Here is a 21,935-nt window from a genome sequence, read left to right as displayed (position 1 = left end):
ACCGCGCGGCCTTCACTCGATCAGACAGACCATACCGGAGACCTTTCCATGCCCTCGACTTCGAGGGTCCTGCGCGCCCTGGCACCACGCCAGCCGGTCGCGCTGGCCCTGATCCTGCTGGCGGCAGTCCTGCTGACCGCAGCCCAAGCCCTTGCCCATAACGTCACCGCCGGTGACGCGGGTTATATCCAGGAAATCTGGGGGGTGCAGATCATCCCCTTCATCTACCTCGGCGCCAAGCACATGATGACCGGCTACGACCACATCCTGTTCCTGCTGGGCGTGGTGTTCTTCCTTTACCGAATGAAGGACGTCGGCATCTATGTCAGCCTTTTCGCCATCGGCCATTCGGTCACGATGCTTCTCGGCGTGTGGTATGGCTGGGGCATCAACGCCTACATCATCGACGCGATCATCGGCCTGTCCGTGGTCTACAAGGCGCTGGACAACCTCGGCGCCTACCAGAAATGGTTCGGGCTCCAGCCGAATACCAAGGTCGCCACGCTGATCTTCGGGCTGTTCCACGGCACGGGCTTGGCCACCAAGATCCTTGACTATGACATCCCGCAGGACGGGCTGCTGGCCAACCTGCTGGCCTTCAACGTCGGCGTCGAGGTCGGCCAGTTGCTGGCCCTGGCCGTGATTTTGATCGTCATGGGCTACTGGCGCCGCAGCCCGAACTTTCTGCGCCAGGCCACCATCGCCAACGTGGTGATGATGGGCCTCGGCATCTGGCTGACCTTCAACCAGGTCGCCGGCTACATCGCTTCAACCTGAAGACAGATTGGATAGTCCCATGCACAATGCACCCAAGCCCAACCTCGAAGACTTGCCCACCAGGGCGCAACTGCGCCGCGCCAGCATTCTGGCCGGTATCGGTGCGGCGGTGATCGCGGCCACCGTTTATCTGCCCGCCGAATACGGCATCGACCCGACCGGGATCGGCCACGTCACCGGCCTGACCGAAATGGGCGAGATCAAAATGCAGCTGGCCGTGGAGGCTGAGGCCGACCGCCTGCTGGACGAGCAGCGCGGTCAGGACCAGTCTTCCAGCGTTCTGGACAGCATGCTTGGCCTGTTCATCGGCACGGCCCATGCGCAGGAGGCACAGGACACCTGGAGGGACACCGTGACCTTCACGCTGGAGCCGGGTGACACCGCCGAGATCAAGATGACGATGAAGGCCGGAGACGAGGCCGAATATACGTGGACCGCCGAAGGCGGCCGGGTCAACTTCGACCTCCACGCCCATAGCGGCGGCGAGTCCATCGACTACGAGCGCGGCAGCGGCGCGACGGACGGCGAGGGCAGCATCGAAGCGCCCTTCGACGGCGATCATGGCTGGTTCTGGCGGAACCGCGACAGCACGCCCATCAACATGACGATCCAGGTGCGCGGCGACTACAGCGCCATCGTCGAGACCTACTGAGCCTTGGGCAGCCATTCGCGTTCATAGCCGCGAATGGCGGTCTTTTCACTTCTGCATTTTCTGCTGCCCTACACCTGAGGAGAGACGAAATGCCGGTAGCAAGATCCTGCTGAAACGGTAACATTCGTGCGCGAGCCGCTCAAAATGCATTGATGTCGAACTTTGACCTTAATACACATCGCTCATGATCCACGTCCTGCGCCAGCTGGCTATGCTCTTCGTCGTGACCCTGGTCACGATGGGCATCACCGTGGCTGCTGGCAACGCATCGATGGATCTGAAATGCGAGATGATGCTGACAGCCGCGTCCGCTCAAGGGTTCGACAGTCATGCCGAGCATTCCGCACATGAGGGTTCAGATCACGCGTCGCCAAGAACCGTTCTTGTCGAAGACCATGTCCATGACGAAGACACATCCTCCGAAGGACACGGGTCGCACTGCAAGGCCCATGCCTGTCCCGCGACCGCGTTCCTGGCATCCAGCGATGTGGTCCAAGCCTTTCTGATCAGCCAGACTCTTGATGCTGTCAGCACGGCCCCGCTGGTGGAACTGACCGTCTGCGAAGGACTGCGCCGCCCTCCGCGGGTTTGATCCGAACGTTGCAAGCTGTAGCCTGACAGGCTGCGGCGATCATCCTTCTGATCCAAAAGCGGAATCTTCACATGAAATTCGTGTTTGCGGCTGCGATGCCGCTGCTTGCGGTGGCCTGTGCGCCTCTGCCTCCTCTGGATACATCTGCCGGCCTTGTGAGCGTTGCCGATACCGCGTCGCCGGTCTCTACCCTGCAGGCCGGTCCCGCCGTCACCTATCGAAGCCGCACCGTTCAGGAGCCGGGAAACTGGACTCAGCTGAATGATGCGCAAGGCCCAGGTGTCGAATGAAAAAGGCATTGGGACTTTCGATGGGCGCAGTGCTGCTGCTGACGGCCTGCGCGGATACGGCAACCATGAACCAAGCCCGCGATAAGCGGGCAGGGTTCGAGACTGTTGCCGGGATCTCCCGGCAGGCGACGGGAGCAGAGGCGGCCTGGCTTCAGACTCCGGCTGAGCGGCAGGCCCATGCGCAACGCGTTCGCGCCATCGTTCAGGGAAAGACGATCAGCGCCGAACAGGCGGTGCAGGTGGCGCTTCTGAACAACCCCGGCCTGCAGGCCAGTTATGCCGATCTGGGCTTGTCTGCAGCAGACCTGTGGGAGACGGCCCTGGGACCAGTGCCGAGCGTCGGCATCTCCGTGTCCGGGCTGGTCAGTGGGGATGTCACCCGGTCCGTGGAAGGCACGGTGGCGTCATCCATTCTGGACATGGTGACGAAAAAATCCCGCACGCGGGCGGCCGATCTGGAATTTCGGCAGGCCCAACTGGCTGCGGCAGGCGAGACCCTGGCGCTGGCGCATGAAACCCGCCGGACCTGGATCGAGGCCGTCGGTGCGTTTGAGGCCGCCAGCTTGGTTGGCCGGGCCCAAGGCGCCGCGGACGCGGCATCCGAACTGGCCGCAGAACTGGGCGCAACGGGTGCCCTGAGCCGCGCCGATCAGGCAAGAGAACATGTGTTCACCGCAGAGCTGGCCGCCGAACAGGCGGAGGCAAGGCTCGAAGCGCAATTGGCAAAGGAAAAGCTGGTCCGTCTGCTGGGCCTGTGGGGAACCGATACCGATTTCTACGTTCCCGACAGCCTGCCAACACTTCCGGGCAGCGTGCCGAACCGCACCAATATCGAACGGATGGCACTTGAAAATCGCGTCGATCTGGCCGCGGGCCGGTTGGAGCTGGAGGCCGTGGCCGCGCGCTACAAATTGGGCGGCCAGACCCGGATGCTGTCGGACGCAGAGGTCGCAGCGGGCGTCGAAATCGAACGTGAAGACGGAGAGAACGAACGCTCGCCGGTGGTCGACGTCGCGTTCAGCATTCCGGTTTACGACACCAGCGGCCTGATTTCCCGGCGCGGCAAGCTGGAATACCTGCGCTCGGCCAACAGCCTGGCGCAGTCGGCAATCAATGCCAGGTCCGAGGCACGGTCTGCCTACACGTCGGTCACGGGGAAGCATCAGATCGCCCTGCACTGGCGCGACCAGGTCCTGCCTCTGCGCCGCGAAATCGATGAGCAGGCGCTGCTCAGCTACAACGGCATGCTGACCTCGACCTTCGAGCTGCTGAACGACGCCCGCGAGGGGCTGGAATCCCAACTGAGCGCGGCTGAGGCCAAGCGCGACTACTGGCTGGCCGAGGCAGATGCCACGGCCGTGATCTGGGGTGGCGCAACTGAAAACGGAGAGGACGAATGATGAATCGCAGGCAATTGATGGGTGCGGGCATCGGGGCAGGGGCCGCGGCTCTGACCGTCAACATGGGCCAGGCGGAGACGCGGTTTCGCGATCTGCCCGAAGCCGCCAGCACCGACAGCCCCTATACGCAAGTCCCGCCGCGCCCGACCACCGGGATCGAGTACAACCCGGTCGTGACCCTGAACGGCTGGTCGCTGCCTTATCGGATGAATGGCAATGTCAAGGAATTCCACCTTGTTGCCGAACCGGTCGAGCGCATCATGGCAGACGGGATGATCGCGCGTCTGTGGGGCTATAACGGCCAGTCCACTGGTCCGACGATCGAGGCCATCGAAGGCGAGCGGGTCCGGATCTATGTGACCAACCGTTTGCCCGAACATACCTCGGTTCACTGGCACGGCCTGATCCTGCCTTCCGGGATGGACGGCGTGTCCGGCCTCAGCCATCCCGGCATCCCCTCCGGCAAGACGTTCGTCTACGAGTTCGATCTCGTGAAGTCCGGGACCTTCATGTACCACCCGCATGCCGACGAGATGGTCCAGATGGCCATGGGCATGATGGGGCTGTTCATCGTGCATCCGCGCGACCCGGCCTTCATGCCGGTAGACCGAGACTTTGCCTTCCTGCTGGCCGCCTATGACATCGATCCCGGCACCTATATCCCGCGCGTCGCCGAGATGACGAACTTCAACCTGTGGACGTTCAACAGCCGCATCTTCCCGGACATCGATCCCTTGGTGGTCAACCGGGGCGATCGGGTCCGTGTCCGGGTCGGCAACCTCACCATGACCAACCACCCTGTCCATATGCACGGCTATGATTTTGAAGTGACCTGCACGGATGGCGGTTGGGTCCGGCCGGAGGCGCGCTGGCCGGAAGTGAGCATCGATATCCCCGTGGGCGCGATGCGGGCCTATGAGTTCAACGCCGATCACCTGGGAGACTGGGCAATCCACTGCCACAAGTCGCACCATACCATGAACGCCATGGGACACGAGTTGCCTACAATCATTGGCGCCAACAAGAGCCGCGTCACAGACATGGTCCGCCGGCACCAGCCCGGCTACATGCCGATGGGCACCGCCGGCATGGCAGACATGGGCGAAATGTCCATGGAAATCCCCGAGAACACGATCCCGATGATGACGGGCTGGGGTCCCCATGGTCCGCTCGAAATGGGCGGCATGTTCTCTGTCGTGAAGGTGCGCGAAGGCATCGCCCCTGATGACTATTCCGATCCGGGCTGGTTCGAGAACCCTCCCGGCACGCAGGCATGGGAGTGGACAGGCGAGTTGCCCGAACATGCCAGCAACTACAGCCCCGAGACCATCCTGACGCCGCGCGGCGGCAAGCGGTTGGGCTGATCTGACTCTATCGAGCAACACAAAGGAAAAGCGATGAAATCGTTGATGCTGATTACTGTTCTTGCCCTTTCACCTACTGCCACTCTGGCGGCGGGAACCCATGCAGGTGGCCATGATGAATACGCCATGGGCGCGCCTGCAGAAGCCTCTGACGGTGACATGAAGACCGTCGAAGTCACCATGCGGGAAACCGACGAGGGCACGATGATCTTCGAGCCCGCGGAGCTGTCGTTCGTGTCGGGAGAGACTGTCCGCCTGGTCGTTACCAACGCGGGTGAACTGGATCATGAATTCGTGATGGACACGGTGGAGGCCAATGCCGAGCACAAGGAGCTGATGGCGCGGTTCCCCGAGATGGAACATGACGACCCGAATGCGGTCCGTCTTCAGCCCGGCGAGACCGGCGAGATCCTGTGGACCTTCGAAAACGCCGGTGAATACGAATTTGCCTGCTTGATGCTGGGCCATTACGAGTCCGGCATGCACGGCCCCCTGAACGTCACCAAATCCTGAACCGCGAGGACCTGACCATGAAACTGATCCCTTTGACCGCTGCCGCGTTGATCCTGACATCCGGGGCCGCACTGGCTGACATGCACATCACCAATGGGACCGTCACCAAGATCGACACCCAATGGAGCAAGGTGACCGTCGACCACGAGGAGCTGAAGAACCTGGATATGCCCGCCATGAAGATGGTCTTCCAGGTCGCAGAGCCCGAGATGCTCGCTAACCTGAGCGAGGGACAGGACATCCGTTTTGCGGCAGATCGGGTGAACGGCAAGCTGACCATCACGGAAATTCTGGAATGATCCGGAAAACCGAACATCGGAGAACGACAATGCTCTCGTACAAAGCTCTTATCGTCGCGGCTGTCGCATCATGCAGCCTTGCATCGCCGCTTTTTGCCCAAGACACCGAGTTCCAGATGCCTGAGCAATGCGCCATGGCAGCACCCGCGGGCGAGATGCCGATGGGAAAAATGCCCCAAGGCTCTGGCGGTCATGGCAACCAAGCAGGCGGCATGGGCGCCATGATGGGCATGGGCGGCATGGATATGGAAACCATGCCGGAGCATGTTCAGGAGAACATGCGCCGCATGATGGTCACCATGCCCGCGATGCACGACGGCATGATGAACGAGGATGCCGACGTGGCTTTCGCCTGCGGGATGATTGCCCACCATCAGGGTGCAATCGACATGGCCCAGGTTCTTCTTGAGCATGGTGATAACCCGGAAATGATCAAACTTGCTGGCGCCATCATCGCCGCGCAAGTTGGCGAGATCGAGGAAATGACAGCCTGGCTGGCAGAAAACGCTGAGTAAATTGCATGAAGCCGCGCGGCTCTGATCGCGCGGACTTCTTCTCGGTCTAGCGGTGAGCTGCGCGTTGTTGGGTATGTCATTGATCGTTCTCCGACCCATTAGAAAAGACCTACCACGCCCTTGACCTTACCATGGTGGGAAGCCCCATATCTGTCCCGAACACGCGACGGAGCGACAATCATGAATATTGGAGAAGCCTCCAGCCAGTCCGGCGTCACGGCAAAGATGATCCGCTATTACGAGCAGATCGGGCTGATCCCGCGGGCAGAGCGGACGCCGGCAGGGTATCGGGATTACACGGATGCTGACGTCCACATGCTGCGGTTCATTGCGCGGGCGCGGGATCTGGGCTTCTCGATCGCCGGGATCACCGATTTGCTGGACCTGTGGCGAAACAAGGACCGGCGCAGCGCCGATGTGAAAGCGCTGGCACAGGCGCGGGCCCAGGATCTCCGCCAAAAGATCGCGCACCTCCAGGATATGGCCGGAACGCTGGAGGAACTGGCGCGATCCTGCGCCGGAAACGAGCGCCCGGATTGTCCCATCCTGCAGGACCTGGGATCACAAACCGCTCCGACGCAAGGCAACCGTAAGCATCAGAACAAAAACAGCACCGCTATTCAGGAAAGGATCACATCATGATCAACAGGCGTATCTTCATCGGAACCTTGGCAGCAGCTCTTGCTCCGGCAGGCGCTGTGCTGGGCGCCTTGCCCACGCCGGAAAACACACTAATCGCAGTGGTTCGCTCCCCCGAATGCGGATGTTGCGGCGCGTGGATCGATCACCTGCGGGAAGCCGGGTTCACGGTCGAGGAAACCCTGTCCGATAATGTCGACGCCTTCAAGGATCAGCACGCCGTGCCCCAGCCTCTCCGGTCCTGCCACACCGCCCTTGTCGAGGGCTATGTGATCGAGGGCCATGTGCCGGCAGATGCTATCCGCACCCTGCTGGATCAAAAGCCCGAGGCGGTCGGCCTGGCAGTTCCGGGAATGCCGATCGGCTCGCCCGGCATGGAAATGGGCGATCAGACGGAGCCATTCGAGGTCATCCTCTGGAACGCGTCTGGTACTGACGTCTTTGCAAGATATTGAGGATTCCAATGGCAAACGCAGCGTCTAAAACCGCGACCCTCCACAGGATGGTCATGGCCAAGCACATGTGCCCCTATGGCCTTAAATCGCTCGATCTGCTCAAGCGCGAGGGCTACCGCGTCGAGGACCATCACCTGACAACCCGCGCCGAGGTTGATGCCTTCAAGGAGCAGAATGGCGTTCAGACCACCCCGCAAACCTTCATCGAAGGCCAGCGAATTGGTGGCTATGACGACCTGCGCCGCCATTTCGGGAAGGCCGTCCGCGAAAAGACCGCGACCACCTACCGCCCGGTAATCGCGCTGTTTGCGATGGCCGCCGCCATGGCCCTGGCCACGAGCTGGGCCGCGTTCGGTCAGCTTATCACCGTCGCCGCAGCGGAATGGTTGGTGGCCTTCGCCATGTGTCTGCTGGCCCTGCAGAAGCTGAAGGACGTTGAAAGCTTCGCCACGATGTTCCTGAACTATGACCTGCTGGCGCAGAGATGGGTCCCCTATGGCTACGTCTATCCCTTCGCCGAGGGGCTAGCGGGGGTGCTGATGGTGGCCGGCGCGTTGATGTGGCTGTCGATCCCGGTGGCGCTGTTCATCGGTACGATCGGCGCGGTTTCCGTTTACAAGGCAGTTTATATCGACAAGCGCGAACTGAAGTGCGCCTGCGTCGGCGGCGACAGCAACGTGCCCTTGGGCTTCGTCTCGCTGACCGAGAACCTGATGATGATCGCCATGGCCGTCTGGATGCTGATCAAGGTCACCATACTGGCGCGTTAATGACGCTGCCTTTCAGATAGCTGCGCTCCAAAGCAAACCAGGTTGCCAGAACGAAAGCTCACTCCAGTGCGCCGGAGCGGAAGGTTCCATTTCTGGTGTGGAACCATCTTCTGCACAAACTTATGGGTTTTAGATAAAATTCTTATAACAACGGAAACAAATAAGGGGATCGAAAGAAAAACACCGCGATATTCTTGGGCGCTGGTTTGGCGCTCATGCTTTCTCTTTGGCTTTTAAGAGGCCAAGAGACCGTTGACGACCTCGCTTGGATGCTCGCGATGATCCCCCACCATTCAAATCGCTATCCTGACCAGCGAACGCGCAGATATTTTGTGTCCCAAGGTGCGGTCGCTCGCAGTTGTGATCACTGAGGCGCAGAGTAATGAGATTGCGGAAATGAAAAGCTATATTGCTGACATTGGGGAGAACGGTGACGCACCAGCAGGCACCCCCCGCGCCGAAGCCGACTGACGTTGTCACGGATAATGCCTGTGCAAGGCAGATGTGGGCACACAAAATGATCTTAAAAATCAAGAGCAAGGAAGTTAATGGTTTCAATTAAGGGCATCTTAAGCGGCAATATCAAGAGGTAGGTTGGCAAGACATGGACCACGATCATCACCACGCGAAGAGCGACATTCCGGCAGGAGCCGAGACGGCAAAGGATCCGGTCTGCGGGATGACAGTTGCGGTCGAGCCGGACGGCCGCCAAGCAACGTTCGAAGACAAGACTTTTCATTTTTGCTCGGAAAAATGCCAGTCCAAATTCAAGGCGGATCCGTGGTTCTACGCCTCCGGCCGCGCTGCTGGACAGAACAAGGCAGCTCCGGTCAACACCCAATATACCTGTCCAATGCACCCGGAGATTGTCCGCGATGTGCCAGGTGACTGTCCAATCTGCGGCATGGCGCTCGAACCGATGCTGCCTTCAGACGAGCCAAGTGAAGAACTGACCGACTTCACACGCCGAATGTGGATCTCTGCCGCTGCTGCGGTGCCGCTTGTCATCCTGACAATGGGTGAGCTAGTCGCTCTGCCGGTTCGGGACTGGATTGGTCATCAGGTCGCAAGCTATCTAGAATTCGCCCTGGCGACGCCAATCATCCTCTGGGCGGCCTTGCCGTTCTTCAAACGAGGTTGGGATTCACTTGTGAACCGATCGCCGAACATGTGGACGTTGATCAGCCTGGGCGTTGGTGCAGCCTACCTGTATTCGCTCGTCGCGACCTTCCTACCCGGTGTATTTCCCGATGCTTACCGAATGGGTCATGGCGTAGGCACATACTTTGAGGCGGCGGTGGTGATCGTGGCATTGGTTTTCGTGGGTCAGGTTCTGGAATTGCGGGCACGCGAACGCACCGGGGATGCCATTCGAGCGCTGCTGGACCTCGCCCCAAAGACCGCGCGGCGTATCCTGCCGGATGGCTCAGAATATGACGCGCCCTTGGAAAACATCATGGAAGGTGACCGGCTCCGCGTGCGCCCCGGTGACGCGGTGCCAGTGGACGGCACGGTGATCGAAGGCCGCTCATCCTTGGACGAGAGCATGCTGACGGGCGAGTCAATGCCGGTCGAAAAGAGTCCGGGCGATACGGTAACCGGGGCCACGATTAACAAGAACGGCAGCCTCGTGATCGAAGCGGGAAAGGTCGGCGCCGACACCGTTCTTGCGCAAATCGTGGCGATGGTTTCGAACGCCCGGCGATCTCGCGCCCCGATCCAGGGGATGGCCGATCGGGTTTCGGCGGTGTTCGTGCCGACGGTGGTCGGGATCGCAATCTTGGCCTTCGTCGTTTGGCTGATTTTCGGCCCCGAGCCCTCGCTGGCCTTTGCCATTGCCTCGGCCGTGTCGGTCCTAATCATCGCTTGCCCCTGCGCCCTTGGGTTGGCCACTCCGATTTCGATCACCACCGCGGCGGGGCGGGGCGCACAGGCAGGCGTGTTGATCAAGGATGCCGAGGCGCTCGAGCGGATGGCGGGGGTCGATACCCTGATTGTCGACAAGACCGGCACGCTGACCATGGGCAAGCCAAAGCTGACGGATACTGCGGTACTCGGGGATGTGGCCGAAGCGGACTTGCTGTCACTGGCGGCAGCGCTTGAGCGCGGCTCGGAACACCCGCTGGCGGAAGCGATCGTCGAAGGCGCCGAAGCACAGGGTGCGATGCGGCAAGAGGCGGTGGATTTTGAGGCCGTCACTGGCAAAGGAGTGCGCGGCACGGTTGGCGGACGCACAGTGGCGCTTGGCAATGCGGCCATGATGCAGGAGATGGGACTGGATACGGGCGCGGCCGAAGCGAAAGCAGACACTCTGCGCGCCGAGGGCAAGACGGCGATGTTCATCGCGGTCGATGGAGTGCTTACCGGCATCGTGGCGGTCGCCGACCCGATCAAAGACTCGACCGCGCAGGCCATCCGCGAACTGCACGCTCAGGGGCTGCGCGTCATCATGGCGACGGGTGACAACGTGCGGACAGCACAGGCGGTGGCGAGCAAGCTGGGCATCGACGAAGTGCGCGCGGGCGTTCTTCCGGAAGCCAAAAAAGAGCTGATCGACCAGCTGCGCCGCAACGGCCACAAGATCGCCATGGCGGGTGATGGCGTGAACGACGCGCCTGCGCTGGCCGCTGCCGATGTCGGCATCGCAATGGGTACGGGCGCGGACGTGGCCATGGAAAGCGCTGGAATAACCCTTCTGGGCGGCGACCTGATGGGTATCGTCCGGGCACGCAAGCTGGCGCGGGCGACGTTGCGCAACATCAAGCAGAACCTGTTCTTCGCCTTCGCCTACAATGGACTTGGCGTGCCGATCGCAGCGGGTCTGCTGTACCCCGTCACCGGCCTTCTGCTCTCGCCAATGATCGCAGCGGCGGCGATGAGCCTGTCCTCCGTCTCGGTTATTGCCAACGCCCTCCGCCTGCGGCGAGTCACTCTGTAAGGAAACAAAAAGGAAGACGTTCAATAACCGTAACCGACCGGTTGAGGCCGCCTGCCTGACGAAGGCTGGGCGAGCTAAGACACGTGCATAAAGACGTCGTTATGCACGTGTCTTATCGGGAGAGGCCATGCTGGGTGAGATTTTAGGTGTCGAACGGCGCCGTCGCTGGAATGACGATGAGAAGCTCGAGATCGTGCTGGAGGTCGGCATCGGCGGGGCCTCGGTCACGCAGGTTGCCCAACGGCACGAGCTCACGCGGTCGCAGGTCTATGGCTGGCGCCGTGAGCTGAAGAAGAAGGGGCTGTGGTCGCCGGATCGGGGCGCGCTTTTCCTGCCAGTGGATTTCGGCTCGCTGCCTGATCCGGCACATCCCCCAGCACCCTCTCGACCGGTCCTGATCGAATTGCGGTTAGCCAACGGTCGTTGCCTTCGGTTCGACAGCAGCATGGATGGCCAGGCGCTGACCCGGTTGATCCGGGCCGTGGAAGCGGCATGATCGGTCCTGGCACCGGGGTCCGGGTCTATCTGGCGTGCGGCGCGACCGACATGCGGAAGGGAATTGCCGGTCTCTCAGCTCTGGCCCAGGATGTGCTGCGCCAGAAACCGACCAGCGGCGCGGTCTTCGCGTTCCGTGGCCGCCAAGGTGACCGGCTGAAGCTGCTCTACTGGGATGGCCAGGGCTTCTGCCTCTATTACAAGGTCCTCGAGCGCGGGCGCTTCCCTTGGCCGAACAGCGAGGCCGGGGTCGCGCGGCTGACCTCCGCCCAGCTGGCGATGCTCTGGGAGGGGATCGACTGGCGGCGACCGGACTGGGGCGCTCCCCCAGCTCGGGTCGGGTAGATCATCTAACTGAATCCACTTGTTTTATTGGCCTCTCATGCCGGCGCATGGTATCAGTCGGCATGTCTGATGATGCCGACATTCTCACTGACGACTCCGCGGTCCTGAAGGCGATGATCGCCGTGCTTCAGGCGGAGAATGCGCGCATGTCGGCCACTCTTCAGGCCCACGATCAGCTGGTTCAGGCCTTGCGCCTGCGGATTGCCAAACTCCAGAAGCAGGCCTTCGGCAAAACCTCGGAAAAGATCGAGCGCGAGATCGCCCAGCTGGAGCTGGCGCTGGAGGATCTGCTGGTCGCAGCCGCCGAACAGCGCGACGGGCCGATCGAGGACGATGAGCCTGCCGCGACCGATGCTCCTGTTGCCGAGGCAAAGCCGCGACGCCGTCCGCGCGTGTCGGACGCAACGCCCCGCGAACGGCGTGAGCTCGACCCTGGCACCTGTTGCCCCGACTGTGGAGGTGAGCTGCGAGTGGTGGGCGAGGACGTCAGCGAGCTTCTCGACCTGGTCGCGGCGCAGATGAAGGTCATCCAAATCGCGCGGGTGAAGAAGTCCTGCCGCCGGTGCGAGAAGATGGTGCAGCCTGCGGCCCCGAGCCGTCCGATCACGGGCAGCATGGCCGGTCCGGGGCTGCTGGCCCAGATCCTCGTCTCGAAGTTCGACGACCACCTCCCGCTCTACCGTCAGAGCGAGATCTACGCCCGTATGGGGGCCGATATTCCGGACAGCACGCTGCTGGACTGGTGCGGACGCGCCATGAAGGTGCTCGCCCCTGTCATTGAACGGATTGAGGCCGAGGTGATGGCCGCGCCGGTGCTGCATGCGGACGATACTCCGATCCGCGTGCTGGACCGGTCACGCCGGGACCGCGGCCTCGGCAAAGGGGTCAAGCAGGGTCGTGTCTGGGCCTATGTCTCGGACCAACGACCTTGGGCCGGCACCGCACCACCCGGCGTCGTTTACCGCTTCTCCCCGGATCGAAAGGGAGAGCATCCGCAGCGCCACCTGCAAGGCAGCGGCGGCATCCTGCAAGCGGATGCCTATGCCGGCTTCAACCCGTTCTACGCCCCGCGCGCGGACGGCAGCAGTCAGTTCTGCGAGGCCGCGTGTTGGGCGCACCTGAGGCGCGACTTCCATGATGTCTGGGAGGGCAGGAGGTCCGAGATCGCGCGGGAGGCCCTCGACCGGATCGGCAAGCTCTACGACATCGAGCGCGAGATCGCCGGTCAGTCCGCCGAACTGCGACAGGCGGCGCGCCAGGCGCACTCCCGCCCCATGGTCGATGCCTTCAAGGCATGGGCCGAGGCCCAGCTGCTGCTCATTCCGGGCAAGAGCGATCTCGCCAGGGCCTTCCGTTACGGCCTCAGCCGCTGGCCCTCCTTCGAGCTCTTCCTCGAAGACGGCCGCGTTGGCATCGACAACAACCCGGCCGAGCGCGCCATGCGCCCGATCGGCATCGGTCGGAAGAACTGGCTCTTTGCAGGCTCGGACAGCGGTGGCGAGACACTGGCCCGGGCCATGACCCTGATCGAAACCGCCAAGATGAACGGGCTCGATCCGCAGGCGTGGTTGGCCGACATCCTCGACCGCATCCACGATCACAAGATCAACCGGCTTGACGAGCTGCTGCCGTGGCAGTGGAATGCAGCTTGCCCATGATGAGCGTCCTCGCCTCTGTCGGCATCTATGCGCTGGCTGCTCTTGCCGAGATCGCAGGATGCTTCGCGTTCTGGGCCTGGCTGCGTCTTGGCCGCTCTGCCCTCTGGCTTATTCCGGGCGCCATCTCCCTTGCCCTGTTCGCATACTTGCTGACGCGGGTTGAGGTCGAGTTTGCCGGTCGTGCATATGCAGCCTATGGCGGCATATACATCGCAGCATCCATCGCCTGGCTTTGGGCCGTGGAGGGGCAGATCCCGACCCGATGGGATACCATCGGCGCAATCTTTTGCCTGACCGGCATGGCGATCATCTTGGTCGCCCCGATGCTTCAGAAGTGACCTGCGGTCTCAATCGGGCGGTTACCAATAACCCGACAGACACTCGTTATCACCGAGGGACCGACGGGGGCAGGTCAAGTCGGTCACCACTAACACTGGGCGCCTTTTTCCTTAAACTTGTCGCACCAGTCTTTAGCCGGCCCCGCAGTCATAAAATCCGCGGTAGCCGACTTCCAATCCCCGATCGAGCCGGAGGATGAGCTCGGCGTTCTGGCGCCAGTCCGCTTCGTCGCCGAGCGGCCTTACCGAAATGGTCGTGCCCGACGCCGAGAAATCCGCGGCCCCGTTCCGTGCCTCACCGTCCGCATCAAGATTGATCAGGACTCCGTTGAGTTTCATGGCCGCCCCGCTGCCGTCCTCCGCAACCCAGAGTACGGGATCGGTCTCCGGACTGCGATTGAAAGTGCAACGGTCTGCAGCAGAAAGCACTCGCTCCGCCTCGGCTTCCGGCATGGGTGCGAGATCAAGAGTGGAGATCAGCGTGTTCGAAAGGGCGTCCTGCACAGTGCCCGGCTCGGCAGCCGGATCCTGATAGATGCTCTCCACAACATTGCCGTCCGACACTTCGCTGATGAGATACCGCATTTCCGCTATCTCGCGCCGCTGCGCTTCGATGATTTCATCGGCAAGCTTGCGAACGCGCGGGTCACGGATTTGCGCTCGCTCAGACGTCATGATCGCGATTGAGTGATGCGGGATCATCGCGCGCATGTAGCTCGGACCCGAAACGGTGACCTGGCTACGAACGAGCCAGAGCGAGAGCGCGAAGACAACTACCGATCCGACGAAAATCGCGATGTTGAGCATCTTGTTGGAATACATGCCCAGCATGTAGGCCAGCATGATAACGGCCATGGTGGCACCCATCATAATGGCCATGTAGGTACGCGTTTCGGAGAAGAAGACATGCTCCCAGGCATAGGTGTTCAGGTACATCAGGACGAACATCACCACCGTCGAGGTGAGGATCATCAGGCCGAAGCGGATATAGGACATGGATATTCTTCTCCTCAGTTTGCGGCTGCGCCTGGCTCGGCCTCGTTACCGTCTGTCGTCTCTGCGGAACCTGCCGCGGCGGCGGGAGCAGCTTCTGCATCAGACGCGCCGCCGCCGCTGGTCAGCGTGCGGTAGTCCTCGGAGGAAAGGCCTGGCATCTGCGTCACGAAGGCGGTCAGCGCCACGATCCCCTCTGGTCCATGGTGGGTGCCGAAGGCCGGCATCCCGCTCATCTTGATGCCGTTCTCCACAATCCAGTAGATCTCCTCTGCGCTCCACTCGGCGGCCGCTTCCATAAGATGCGGCGGCTCGGGCCGCATTCCTCGCGACCACTCCGTCGGGTCCTGGCCCGGCGCCCCATGGCAGTAAACACAGCTTTCAGCATAATGATGCGCGCCCTGTGCCACCAACTCGTCCGAGAAAGTTTCCGGAAGCTCCACGTCGCCAGAACGGCGCTCGACGGAGCGGCGCATCGTGGTGTCGAGCGTCCATCTCACGGCGTCGGCATGCTGATCTGAGGCGGCGACATTGTACGCGCCTGTGTAGGCAACAGTCAGCCACATGGCGATTGCGATCAGTGCCGTCCCAACGACACCCAGCATCAATCCGGCCCCGAACTTCTTCGTCATGTGCCTCTCCTGTCAATATGCTCGGCCTGAGGCCGAGGATTGTATCGAAACTCGCTCAGATACCCCCATGGGGTTCTTTGTCCAAACACGCTTGGGCTGCAGGTGTTCCTGAAACTTTTGGAACTGCATATGGTTTTTGGCTTGAGCCATGAGAGACAAGCGAACTATGAACCAACGTAAACAAGCAGCATTGCACCGGCTTGCCCGCCTTGAGGGCCAGGTCCGCGGCGTCATCAGGATGATCGAAGAAGACCGCTACTGCGTTGATATTCTCAATCAGACTCTCGCCATCCGTTCGGCCTTGGCTCAGGTGGAAGTCCTCATCCTGCAGGATCATGCCGACGAATGCGTCGAAAGAGCCATCGCCTCGAATGACGCTGATGCACAACGCGAGAAATTCCGCGAGCTGGTGAGCATTTTTGAAAGGGTCTGCAGGTAATAATGCACGTCCTCCGGTCGGCGCCGCCTGTCCTTGGTCATGCGCTGGAACATTACCCCCCTCCTGTATGTTCAACCGACCCGAAACCTAATCGGAAGGAAATGACATGCACGTCCGCGAAATGATCAGCACCCATCCTCATGTTCAGGGCAGCACAGCCGACCGGCTCATCCAATTCATTGAAGAAGCATACGGCTGCGCACAGACCTGCACGTCCTGCGCTGACGCGTGCCTGGCTGAAGATATGGTGGCCGAGCTCCGGCAGTGCATCCGGCTGAACTTGGATTGCGCCGACATCTGTGCGGCAGCCGGAGCGATGGCGTCCAGGCGAACTGGATCGAATGTTGAGGTTCTTCGAGCAGTGATCCAGGCATGCAGTGAAGCGTGCCGCCGGTGTGGCGAAGAATGCCAGGGTCACGCCGAGAAGCACGAGCACTGCCGGATCTGCGCCGAGGCCTGCAAACGTTGCGCTGAGGCCTGCCAAGCTGCGCTGCACGAGGTCCAGTAAATCTGGATAAAGGCGGGCCGTCTGCTGCAGCTAAAAACAACTCGGCGATGCTGGCGGTCTGCTTGAAGGTGGCCTTTGGTTTAAGAACCTCAAAGCGATTATGTTGCATAAATCCGTTTATGTGGTATTATAATACCTTTATGCGACAGGTCTCCCTGCCCCGCTGAGGCATCGTTGCAGGCTGCCAGGCAGATGCCGCAGAAGCTCACAGGCGCCGGTCGCTCCAGCAGAGGGCGTCACCGATCTTCATCATTTGGTCCTGTAAGCAACTTGCATGGCTGGACGCTCGCAGCACCATCATGAAGCTGTGATCGAGAAGGCCTGGGCAATTCCAAGGTCACTATGGGAGTTCGAGATACATGATCCAACGCAACCTCGCGATCGCAACGCTTGGCATGTGGATAATAGGCGCTGCTGCACAGGCAGAACCGTTGACAGATCGCATGCAGATCCAGGTCTGGCCGGATACGCCCGTGGGGTCCGCCACCTTCGAAGAGCCGCAGGAAATCCGCGAGCGGTCGGAAGACCCTGCCGTGAAGGATCGGGCAGCATTCAACATCACCACGCCCGACCTCATGGTCTACCTACCTGAGAACCCCAATGGTTCTGCCATGCTGGTGACACCGGGCGGCGCTTATGCGCGCGTTGTCTATGACAAGGAGGCTGATGAGATCGCGCCAGCCCTGAACGAAGCCGGGATCACGGTGTTCCGACTGCTTTACCGGCTTCCGGGTGGCGGGCAGGCAACCAATGCGCCGATCGCAGACGCGCAGAGGGCAATGCGTCTGATCCGCACCAATGCGGATGAATGGGGCTTGGATGCCTCGCGCGTGGGCGTGTTGGGGTTCTCGGCCGGCGGGCACTTGGCAGCATGGCTTGCAGCCGCGCCCACCCTCGACGCCTACGAGCCTGTCGACGAGACGGATACGGCCTCGGCCCGCCCCGACTTCCTCGCTCTCGGATATCCCGTGATCAGCATGGAGGAGGGCATCACCCACCCGCAGTCGCGTGAGGAGCTGCTGGGCACCGCACCTGATGATGCTACGGTTAACGCCCACTCGATCGACAAGCTGGTCACCGCCGAGATGCCGCCAACCTTCATCTTCGGAGCCAATGACGACGACGCGGTCATTCCGGAAAACACCTTCCGCCTTGTGGCTGCTTTAAGGGAGGCTGGCGTCCCGGTCGAGTTGCACCAGTTCGAACAAGGTGGACACGGCTTCTCGCTCCGCATGGTCCGCGACATGCCGGCGGAGACATGGCCTGATCTCCTGGTGGAGTGGCTCGGATCCAAGGGGATGCTCGACTGAACCTGGCGCGGCAAGATGGAGGAGCCTCTGTCCGCCCTTAGGCTCAATCTCCCATGGGTGCTAAGCGTACGCTACCTTGAAAGGGGGCCATTGCGTCGGCGGCCCCCGCTCCTCGCCCTCCAGATGGGAGCGGGTGGTTTTGCCGAAGCCAGCAACCGCCAATGCGGCGCGCAGGCAGTTACAAAAGAGTCCTTCAGCGACATTTGCACTGGCCGCAGCGAATGCAGGTGCAGCGTGAGCGCACGGCTCTTAGCTGCCATTCGACGAGCCGACGGATCATGGTCGTTTCCGGCCAAAGACATTCCCGCGCGTTCTTCGTGATGGTACTCTGTCTGGGCCGCGGGTCAGTAGTGCGCCAAGCGCCAGTCCCGCGGCAAGCGCCCCGAAAGTTCCCGCGACCGACCTTGCAGGAAGCGCAAGGTGCCAGCCCGGCGACAGGCGGCGGGGCACCACGCCATAGTCAATCACCCCAGCAGTGATGCCCGTCGCCGCTGCGCCTCGGACGATGTCCACCGTCGACGTTTCGCGACGTGTAGCGAGCCACCACGCAAGCGGCACTGCCCAGAAGATCGAGGCCTCGTGATTGATCGCCGCCCCCACTCCCGTATGCGAAAGGTCGGCTTCTTCGACTGCCCCCGCCGCCGGGCCAAACACGATGTGGCTGGACGCGTTGATCGGCGCGAGTGCGCTGCGCCCCGCGCTTCGCCCGAAGATGGCCAAGGCGCCGTGCACGGCGAGGCTTGCTATACTCCCCATTGCCACCGCGCGAAAAGCAATCGGGTCTCGGGTCCGCCTCGTGCGCGGCGCTAGGTTGCCTCGTTTATTCATGTGCCCTCCTTCCTCGAAGTGCATGAGCAGTTCGGCGATCTGCGCGCTGAACCGGGCTCGCAGGAATGGAACACGCGCGGCATGCCGACGTTCCCAAGCGCTTCGGGAATACGCACGCAATTTGCGACCTGCCTCTGGCTTTCAGTGTCAGCCCCGAAACGATGCCTGAGAATGTCTATGCAGAGCGAAGCCGGCCTCGTGATGTGCTAACAGGTGATGGCGGCCGCGGGCTACGCTGTGGAGTGCATGAGGACACATCCGGCCCATAGAGGACGGCCTAGCACGTCGCAGATGCTGCGAGTGCGAACGGTATTCGCAGGGGAGCAGCCACCGGCAGAACGGTCCCGCATAGCGCCCGCCATTGTCGCTACCAAGTGCCGACAAGAAGAGCCCAAAAATTAAAAATGCTGCAACTGGCACCAGCGGCCAAAACGCGGGGCTTTCGGCCGTTGGGTGTTTCGTTCCAGAGACCATTCGCAGGCGCAGCATCGGTGACGTACAGGGCGGAGAGCAGTCTAACGGCAGCGCAGCAGGGCATGTGCATCATCAAGTTGAAGCAGACACTAACGTGCCCGGACGCCGTAGCGCCCGGGCATTGCCATGAGTCAGGTTCGGGACGTTCTACTCCGCCGCGGGGCGGACGGCCGTTACCTCCAACTCAACGAGCCAAGCCGGATTCACCAACGCGTCGACCACCATTGCAGAGCGCACAGGCAGATTCGGCTGCTCCTCGGTGCCGAAGAACTGGCTGTATCCGGCCATGAAGCCCTCGAAGTCTACGGCTTCGCCTTCGGGAGCGACCAGGAACGCCTGCATCTTGATGATGTCGCCGACTTCCATGCCCAGACCCTCGAGCTGGTCCTTGATGCGGTTCATGACGCTGACCGTTTGCTCCTCCGTGGTTCCGTAAGCTTCAACGCTGTTGCGGTCGGCGTCCTCGTTGATCACGGCAGGAACCGTCCCGCTCAGATAGACCGTCGTCATGCCCGCCGGGACCTCGACCGCCTGCAAGATTGGAAAGTCTGAGTTCGGGATCGGATGTCGGGTGAGCTCCTGTGCAGCTGCAGGAACGGCCAGCATCGTCAGGGCGAAGGCGGCAAGTTTGAACGTCATCAATTGTCCTTTCATTGGGCTTCACCGAGCATCAGAAACGCGCTCTGGCGTGGCAGGGTCCTCGGAATAGTCGTTGCCGAAAGACGTGCGGATGTAGTTCACAACATCCGCAACTTGTGTGTCATCCAGAATGCCGCCGATCGGAGGCATAGCCTTCTGACCATTCAGAATGATGTAGATCGGGTAGTCCGGGGTCAGCAGGTTCTCGTTGCCTGCGAGTGCAGGATATTCACCTGCCCCCTCAGCGCCCTCACCATCTGGCATGTGACAGCCGGCACAGACGGCGTCGTAGACGTCCCTGCCGCCCGACTGCGCCAGGCGCGCGGGATCTTCAAACCAGCCTGCGCGCTGGCTCATATCAACTTCGCCAGCCTCTTGAGCCGCATCGACCTCGACTTCCTCCTGAATTGCGTTGGCTGAACCGGTTTCCTGGGCGCCGGCCGAGATGGACAAAGCAGCCAGGGCCGCCAGGGGAAACAGCAGATGTTTCATGATAACCTCTATGCTTCAGTGACGGTGGCATGAAGACGCTGCACTGCGTCCAGGGCCGACAGGATTGCGCCTTCCATCCACGCGGGAAGATAGGAGATATGTTCACCGGCCATCAGCGTGCGGCCGTCCATCACCGTTGCATCCATGTAGTCGGCATCCCGATCCTTCCAGATGCCATAGCAGCCCAGCACCCATGGCACCCGATGCCACCCCACCGCTACGCCTGAGACGAATTCGTCGCGATATTGCGGGTGGATCTGGCTGCCGTAGGCCAGCACGGTTTCCACACGCTCTGGAGGTGACATCGCGTTGAACTGATACGAAGCCGCTCCCCAGCTATAGGCGCCAAGAAGGACTGCGGGGCCGTCACTGAAGAAGTCCGTGGAAGGATAGGAGATGAGCGAGATAGGAAGGTTGGTGTAGCTGATGCCGCCATAGATGTTCTCGTCCTGCTCCCAGAACCGGCGCTTGAACTCGATCCCGCATTTGAAGGACGAGGCGTAATACATGCTGTCGATGATCCCCGACATGCGCGACGAAAAATCGTGATCGACCTGTCCCAGTATCGAGAACGGGATGGTGCAGATGCAGTAATCTGCCGTCTCCGTCTGCTCGTCGCCGCCGCTCGACGGCATCCACGTGACGGTCACCGTATCCCCCTCATGCCGAATGCGGGTCACCTTTGCGTTGTAGGTGACAAGGCCATCCACCTCGCGCGCGAAGGCCTCGGCGATCTTGTCCATCCCGCCAACTGGCTGGAAGATCGTCGACTGCATGTGCAGGTCGTCGCCCGCTGTCAGGTTGCGCCAGAGGTTGGATTGGAGGATGTCAGAAAGAGAGATCACCTCGGAGGGCTCCGGCTTGCCTGTCGTCCCTCCGCCTTCTGGGGAGGCCCAGCCACGGAAAGCGGAGGACTGCTCACCGGTGGTATATTCCATGTTGTCCGTGAGTGCGCCGTAACGCTTCAAGGCATCACGTAGCAGTCCTGCATCCGCTTCCGTGACCTCTGCGTCCAAGGCGCCCTGATCGACGACCTTTGCCAGGAGTTCGGCAACGTGTCCGCGGAAGTCCGTTGATATCTCCCGGAACCGTTGTGGTTTCCCGTCGAAAGCGTTCGAGTTGTGCAGGTAGGCGCTGTAGTTGACCTGAATGAAGGGCTCAAGTTTGACACCGAAGCGCTTGCAGTAATCCAATACAGCGTAGTGGTCGGAGGGAATCCGCCACGGGCCGGGATTGAGGTAATTTCCTTCGGAGAAGGTGACCTCCTGCGTCTCACCGCCAAGCTCGGTGTAAGTATCTCCGCCGCGGAGGCTCCAGCACCGCCCACCCGCCTTTTCGCGAAACTCCAGCACCTTCACTTGGTAGCCTGCACGGCCTAGCTCGTAAGCAGCCGTCATGCCGGCGAGGCCCGCGCCCAGGATCAAGACACGCGTGCCGTTGCCGTCCCCTTGCAGCTCGAGCCGTCCATCGTAGGTAGACGCTTGAGCCAACCCAAGCGCACCCATCGCGCCATACATGGCGCTTGCCCCCGCCACTGTGCCGATCATCGACAGCAGTGAACGGCGAGACATACCTTCTGG

Annotated in this window: 25 protein-coding genes; 20 read left to right on the top strand and 5 right to left on the bottom strand. The window is 61.4% G+C overall.

All coding sequences use genetic code 11. The annotated features are described in order from the left end of the window. Positions 1–48: 48 nt before the first annotated feature. From ACZ2G3_RS19110 to ACZ2G3_RS19030, 17 genes are all read left to right on the top strand, one after another. Positions 49–777, top strand: coding sequence for a HupE/UreJ family protein (locus ACZ2G3_RS19110; protein WP_458478844.1), 729 nt, complete (start codon positions 49–51; stop codon positions 775–777). Positions 778–796: 19 nt separating this feature from the next. Continuing rightward, positions 797–1,429, top strand: a complete 633-nt coding sequence (locus tag ACZ2G3_RS19105) for a transmembrane anchor protein (protein WP_419271733.1) — start codon at positions 797–799, stop codon at positions 1,427–1,429. 184 nt (positions 1,430–1,613) lie between these two features. Further along, positions 1,614–2,021 (top strand): hypothetical protein, encoded by a 408-nt coding sequence (locus ACZ2G3_RS19100; protein ID WP_419271504.1) that lies wholly within the window; start codon positions 1,614–1,616, stop codon positions 2,019–2,021. Between the two features lie 71 nt (positions 2,022–2,092). Next, positions 2,093–2,311, top strand: a complete 219-nt coding sequence (locus ACZ2G3_RS19095) for a hypothetical protein (protein WP_419271503.1) — start codon at positions 2,093–2,095, stop codon at positions 2,309–2,311. Between the two features lie 20 nt (positions 2,312–2,331). After that, positions 2,332–3,711: a TolC family protein gene (locus ACZ2G3_RS19090; protein WP_470400071.1), complete on the top strand. Its 1,380-nt coding sequence runs from the start codon at positions 2,332–2,334 to the stop codon at positions 3,709–3,711. Continuing rightward, positions 3,708–5,075 carry a multicopper oxidase family protein gene (locus tag ACZ2G3_RS19085; protein ID WP_419271501.1) on the top strand — a complete coding sequence of 456 codons (1,368 nt, stop codon included), beginning with the start codon at positions 3,708–3,710 and terminating at the stop codon, positions 5,073–5,075. Before ACZ2G3_RS19090 ends, ACZ2G3_RS19085 begins: the two co-directional genes overlap by 4 nt. Positions 5,076–5,108: 33 nt before the next feature. Beyond that, the gene (locus ACZ2G3_RS19080) at positions 5,109–5,588 is read left to right on the top strand and encodes a cupredoxin domain-containing protein (protein ID WP_419271500.1); all 480 of its coding nucleotides are present in this window, start codon (positions 5,109–5,111) and stop codon (positions 5,586–5,588) included. A gap of 17 nt (positions 5,589–5,605) precedes the next feature. Beyond that, positions 5,606–5,887: a copper-binding protein gene (locus tag ACZ2G3_RS19075; RefSeq protein WP_419271499.1), complete on the top strand. Its 282-nt coding sequence runs from the start codon at positions 5,606–5,608 to the stop codon at positions 5,885–5,887. Next, entirely contained in the window at positions 5,884–6,402 is a 519-nt protein-coding gene (locus tag ACZ2G3_RS19070; RefSeq protein ID WP_419271498.1) for a DUF305 domain-containing protein, read from the top strand. The genes ACZ2G3_RS19075 and ACZ2G3_RS19070 overlap by 4 nt, the downstream gene beginning before the upstream one ends. Positions 6,403–6,582: 180 nt before the next feature. Beyond that, positions 6,583–7,044: a Cu(I)-responsive transcriptional regulator gene (gene cueR / locus ACZ2G3_RS19065; protein ID WP_419271497.1), complete on the top strand. Its 462-nt coding sequence runs from the start codon at positions 6,583–6,585 to the stop codon at positions 7,042–7,044. Beyond that, positions 7,041–7,496, top strand: a complete 456-nt coding sequence (locus ACZ2G3_RS19060) for a DUF411 domain-containing protein (protein ID WP_419271496.1) — start codon at positions 7,041–7,043, stop codon at positions 7,494–7,496. Before cueR ends, ACZ2G3_RS19060 begins: the two co-directional genes overlap by 4 nt. An 8-nt stretch (positions 7,497–7,504) precedes the next feature. After that, complete coding sequence (locus ACZ2G3_RS19055; protein WP_419271495.1) at positions 7,505–8,266, top strand: MauE/DoxX family redox-associated membrane protein; 762 nt, start codon at positions 7,505–7,507, stop codon at positions 8,264–8,266. A 604-nt stretch (positions 8,267–8,870) separates the two neighbouring features. Beyond that, entirely contained in the window at positions 8,871–11,204 is a 2,334-nt protein-coding gene (locus tag ACZ2G3_RS19050) for a heavy metal translocating P-type ATPase (RefSeq protein WP_419271494.1), read from the top strand. 127 nt (positions 11,205–11,331) lie between these two features. Next, positions 11,332–11,700 carry an IS66-like element accessory protein TnpA gene (gene tnpA / locus ACZ2G3_RS19045; RefSeq protein ID WP_419271493.1) on the top strand — a complete coding sequence of 123 codons (369 nt, stop codon included), beginning with the start codon at positions 11,332–11,334 and terminating at the stop codon, positions 11,698–11,700. Continuing rightward, positions 11,697–12,044, top strand: coding sequence for an IS66 family insertion sequence element accessory protein TnpB (gene tnpB, locus ACZ2G3_RS19040; RefSeq protein WP_419271492.1), 348 nt, complete (start codon positions 11,697–11,699; stop codon positions 12,042–12,044). The genes tnpA and tnpB overlap by 4 nt, the downstream gene beginning before the upstream one ends. A gap of 62 nt (positions 12,045–12,106) precedes the next feature. Continuing rightward, on the top strand, positions 12,107–13,702 hold the full coding sequence (gene tnpC / locus ACZ2G3_RS19035; protein ID WP_470396013.1) for an IS66 family transposase: 1,596 nt from the start codon (positions 12,107–12,109) through the stop codon (positions 13,700–13,702). After that, a complete protein-coding gene (locus ACZ2G3_RS19030) occupies positions 13,702–14,040 on the top strand; it encodes a YnfA family protein (protein WP_419271490.1) in 339 nt (112 codons plus the stop codon). Before tnpC ends, ACZ2G3_RS19030 begins: the two co-directional genes overlap by 1 nt. A 132-nt stretch (positions 14,041–14,172) precedes the next feature. Here the strand turns inward: ACZ2G3_RS19030 and ACZ2G3_RS19025 are convergent, their stop codons facing one another. Together ACZ2G3_RS19025 and ACZ2G3_RS19020 are read right to left on the bottom strand one after the other, a co-directional pair. After that, a complete protein-coding gene (locus ACZ2G3_RS19025) occupies positions 14,173–15,036 on the bottom strand; it encodes a DUF305 domain-containing protein (RefSeq protein ID WP_470400068.1) in 864 nt (287 codons plus the stop codon). A gap of 14 nt (positions 15,037–15,050) precedes the next feature. Further along, positions 15,051–15,665 (bottom strand): c-type cytochrome, encoded by a 615-nt coding sequence (locus tag ACZ2G3_RS19020; protein ID WP_470400066.1) that lies wholly within the window; start codon positions 15,663–15,665, stop codon positions 15,051–15,053. A gap of 166 nt (positions 15,666–15,831) precedes the next feature. Between ACZ2G3_RS19020 and ACZ2G3_RS19015 the strand changes: the two genes are divergently transcribed. The 3 genes from ACZ2G3_RS19015 (at position 15,832) to ACZ2G3_RS19005 (ending at position 17,922) form a co-directional block, all read left to right on the top strand. Then, positions 15,832–16,104: a metal-sensitive transcriptional regulator gene (locus ACZ2G3_RS19015; RefSeq protein ID WP_470400065.1), complete on the top strand. Its 273-nt coding sequence runs from the start codon at positions 15,832–15,834 to the stop codon at positions 16,102–16,104. Positions 16,105–16,210: 106 nt separating this feature from the next. Further along, the gene (locus ACZ2G3_RS19010) at positions 16,211–16,612 is read left to right on the top strand and encodes a four-helix bundle copper-binding protein (protein ID WP_470400064.1); all 402 of its coding nucleotides are present in this window, start codon (positions 16,211–16,213) and stop codon (positions 16,610–16,612) included. 359 nt (positions 16,613–16,971) lie between these two features. After that, the gene (locus tag ACZ2G3_RS19005; protein WP_419271485.1) at positions 16,972–17,922 is read left to right on the top strand and encodes an alpha/beta hydrolase; all 951 of its coding nucleotides are present in this window, start codon (positions 16,972–16,974) and stop codon (positions 17,920–17,922) included. A gap of 1,449 nt (positions 17,923–19,371) precedes the next feature. On the opposite strand, the gene ACZ2G3_RS19000 is transcribed toward ACZ2G3_RS19005, so the two are convergent. From ACZ2G3_RS19000 to ACZ2G3_RS18990, 3 genes are read right to left on the bottom strand one after another with little or no spacing between them, the layout of a single operon-like run. After that, a complete protein-coding gene (locus tag ACZ2G3_RS19000; protein WP_419271484.1) occupies positions 19,372–19,863 on the bottom strand; it encodes a RidA family protein in 492 nt (163 codons plus the stop codon). A 21-nt stretch (positions 19,864–19,884) separates the two neighbouring features. After that, positions 19,885–20,355 carry a c-type cytochrome gene (locus ACZ2G3_RS18995; protein WP_419271483.1) on the bottom strand — a complete coding sequence of 157 codons (471 nt, stop codon included), beginning with the start codon at positions 20,353–20,355 and terminating at the stop codon, positions 19,885–19,887. A gap of 8 nt (positions 20,356–20,363) precedes the next feature. Next, the gene (locus ACZ2G3_RS18990) at positions 20,364–21,902 is read right to left on the bottom strand and encodes a flavin monoamine oxidase family protein (protein ID WP_470400061.1); all 1,539 of its coding nucleotides are present in this window, start codon (positions 21,900–21,902) and stop codon (positions 20,364–20,366) included. Positions 21,903–21,935: the final 33 nt, after the last annotated feature.

The organism is Paracoccus sp. KKT209 (assembly GCF_055635455.1).
The sequence above is the reverse complement of the archived record's forward strand: the minus strand, read 5'-3'. Positions and strand labels throughout refer to the sequence as shown.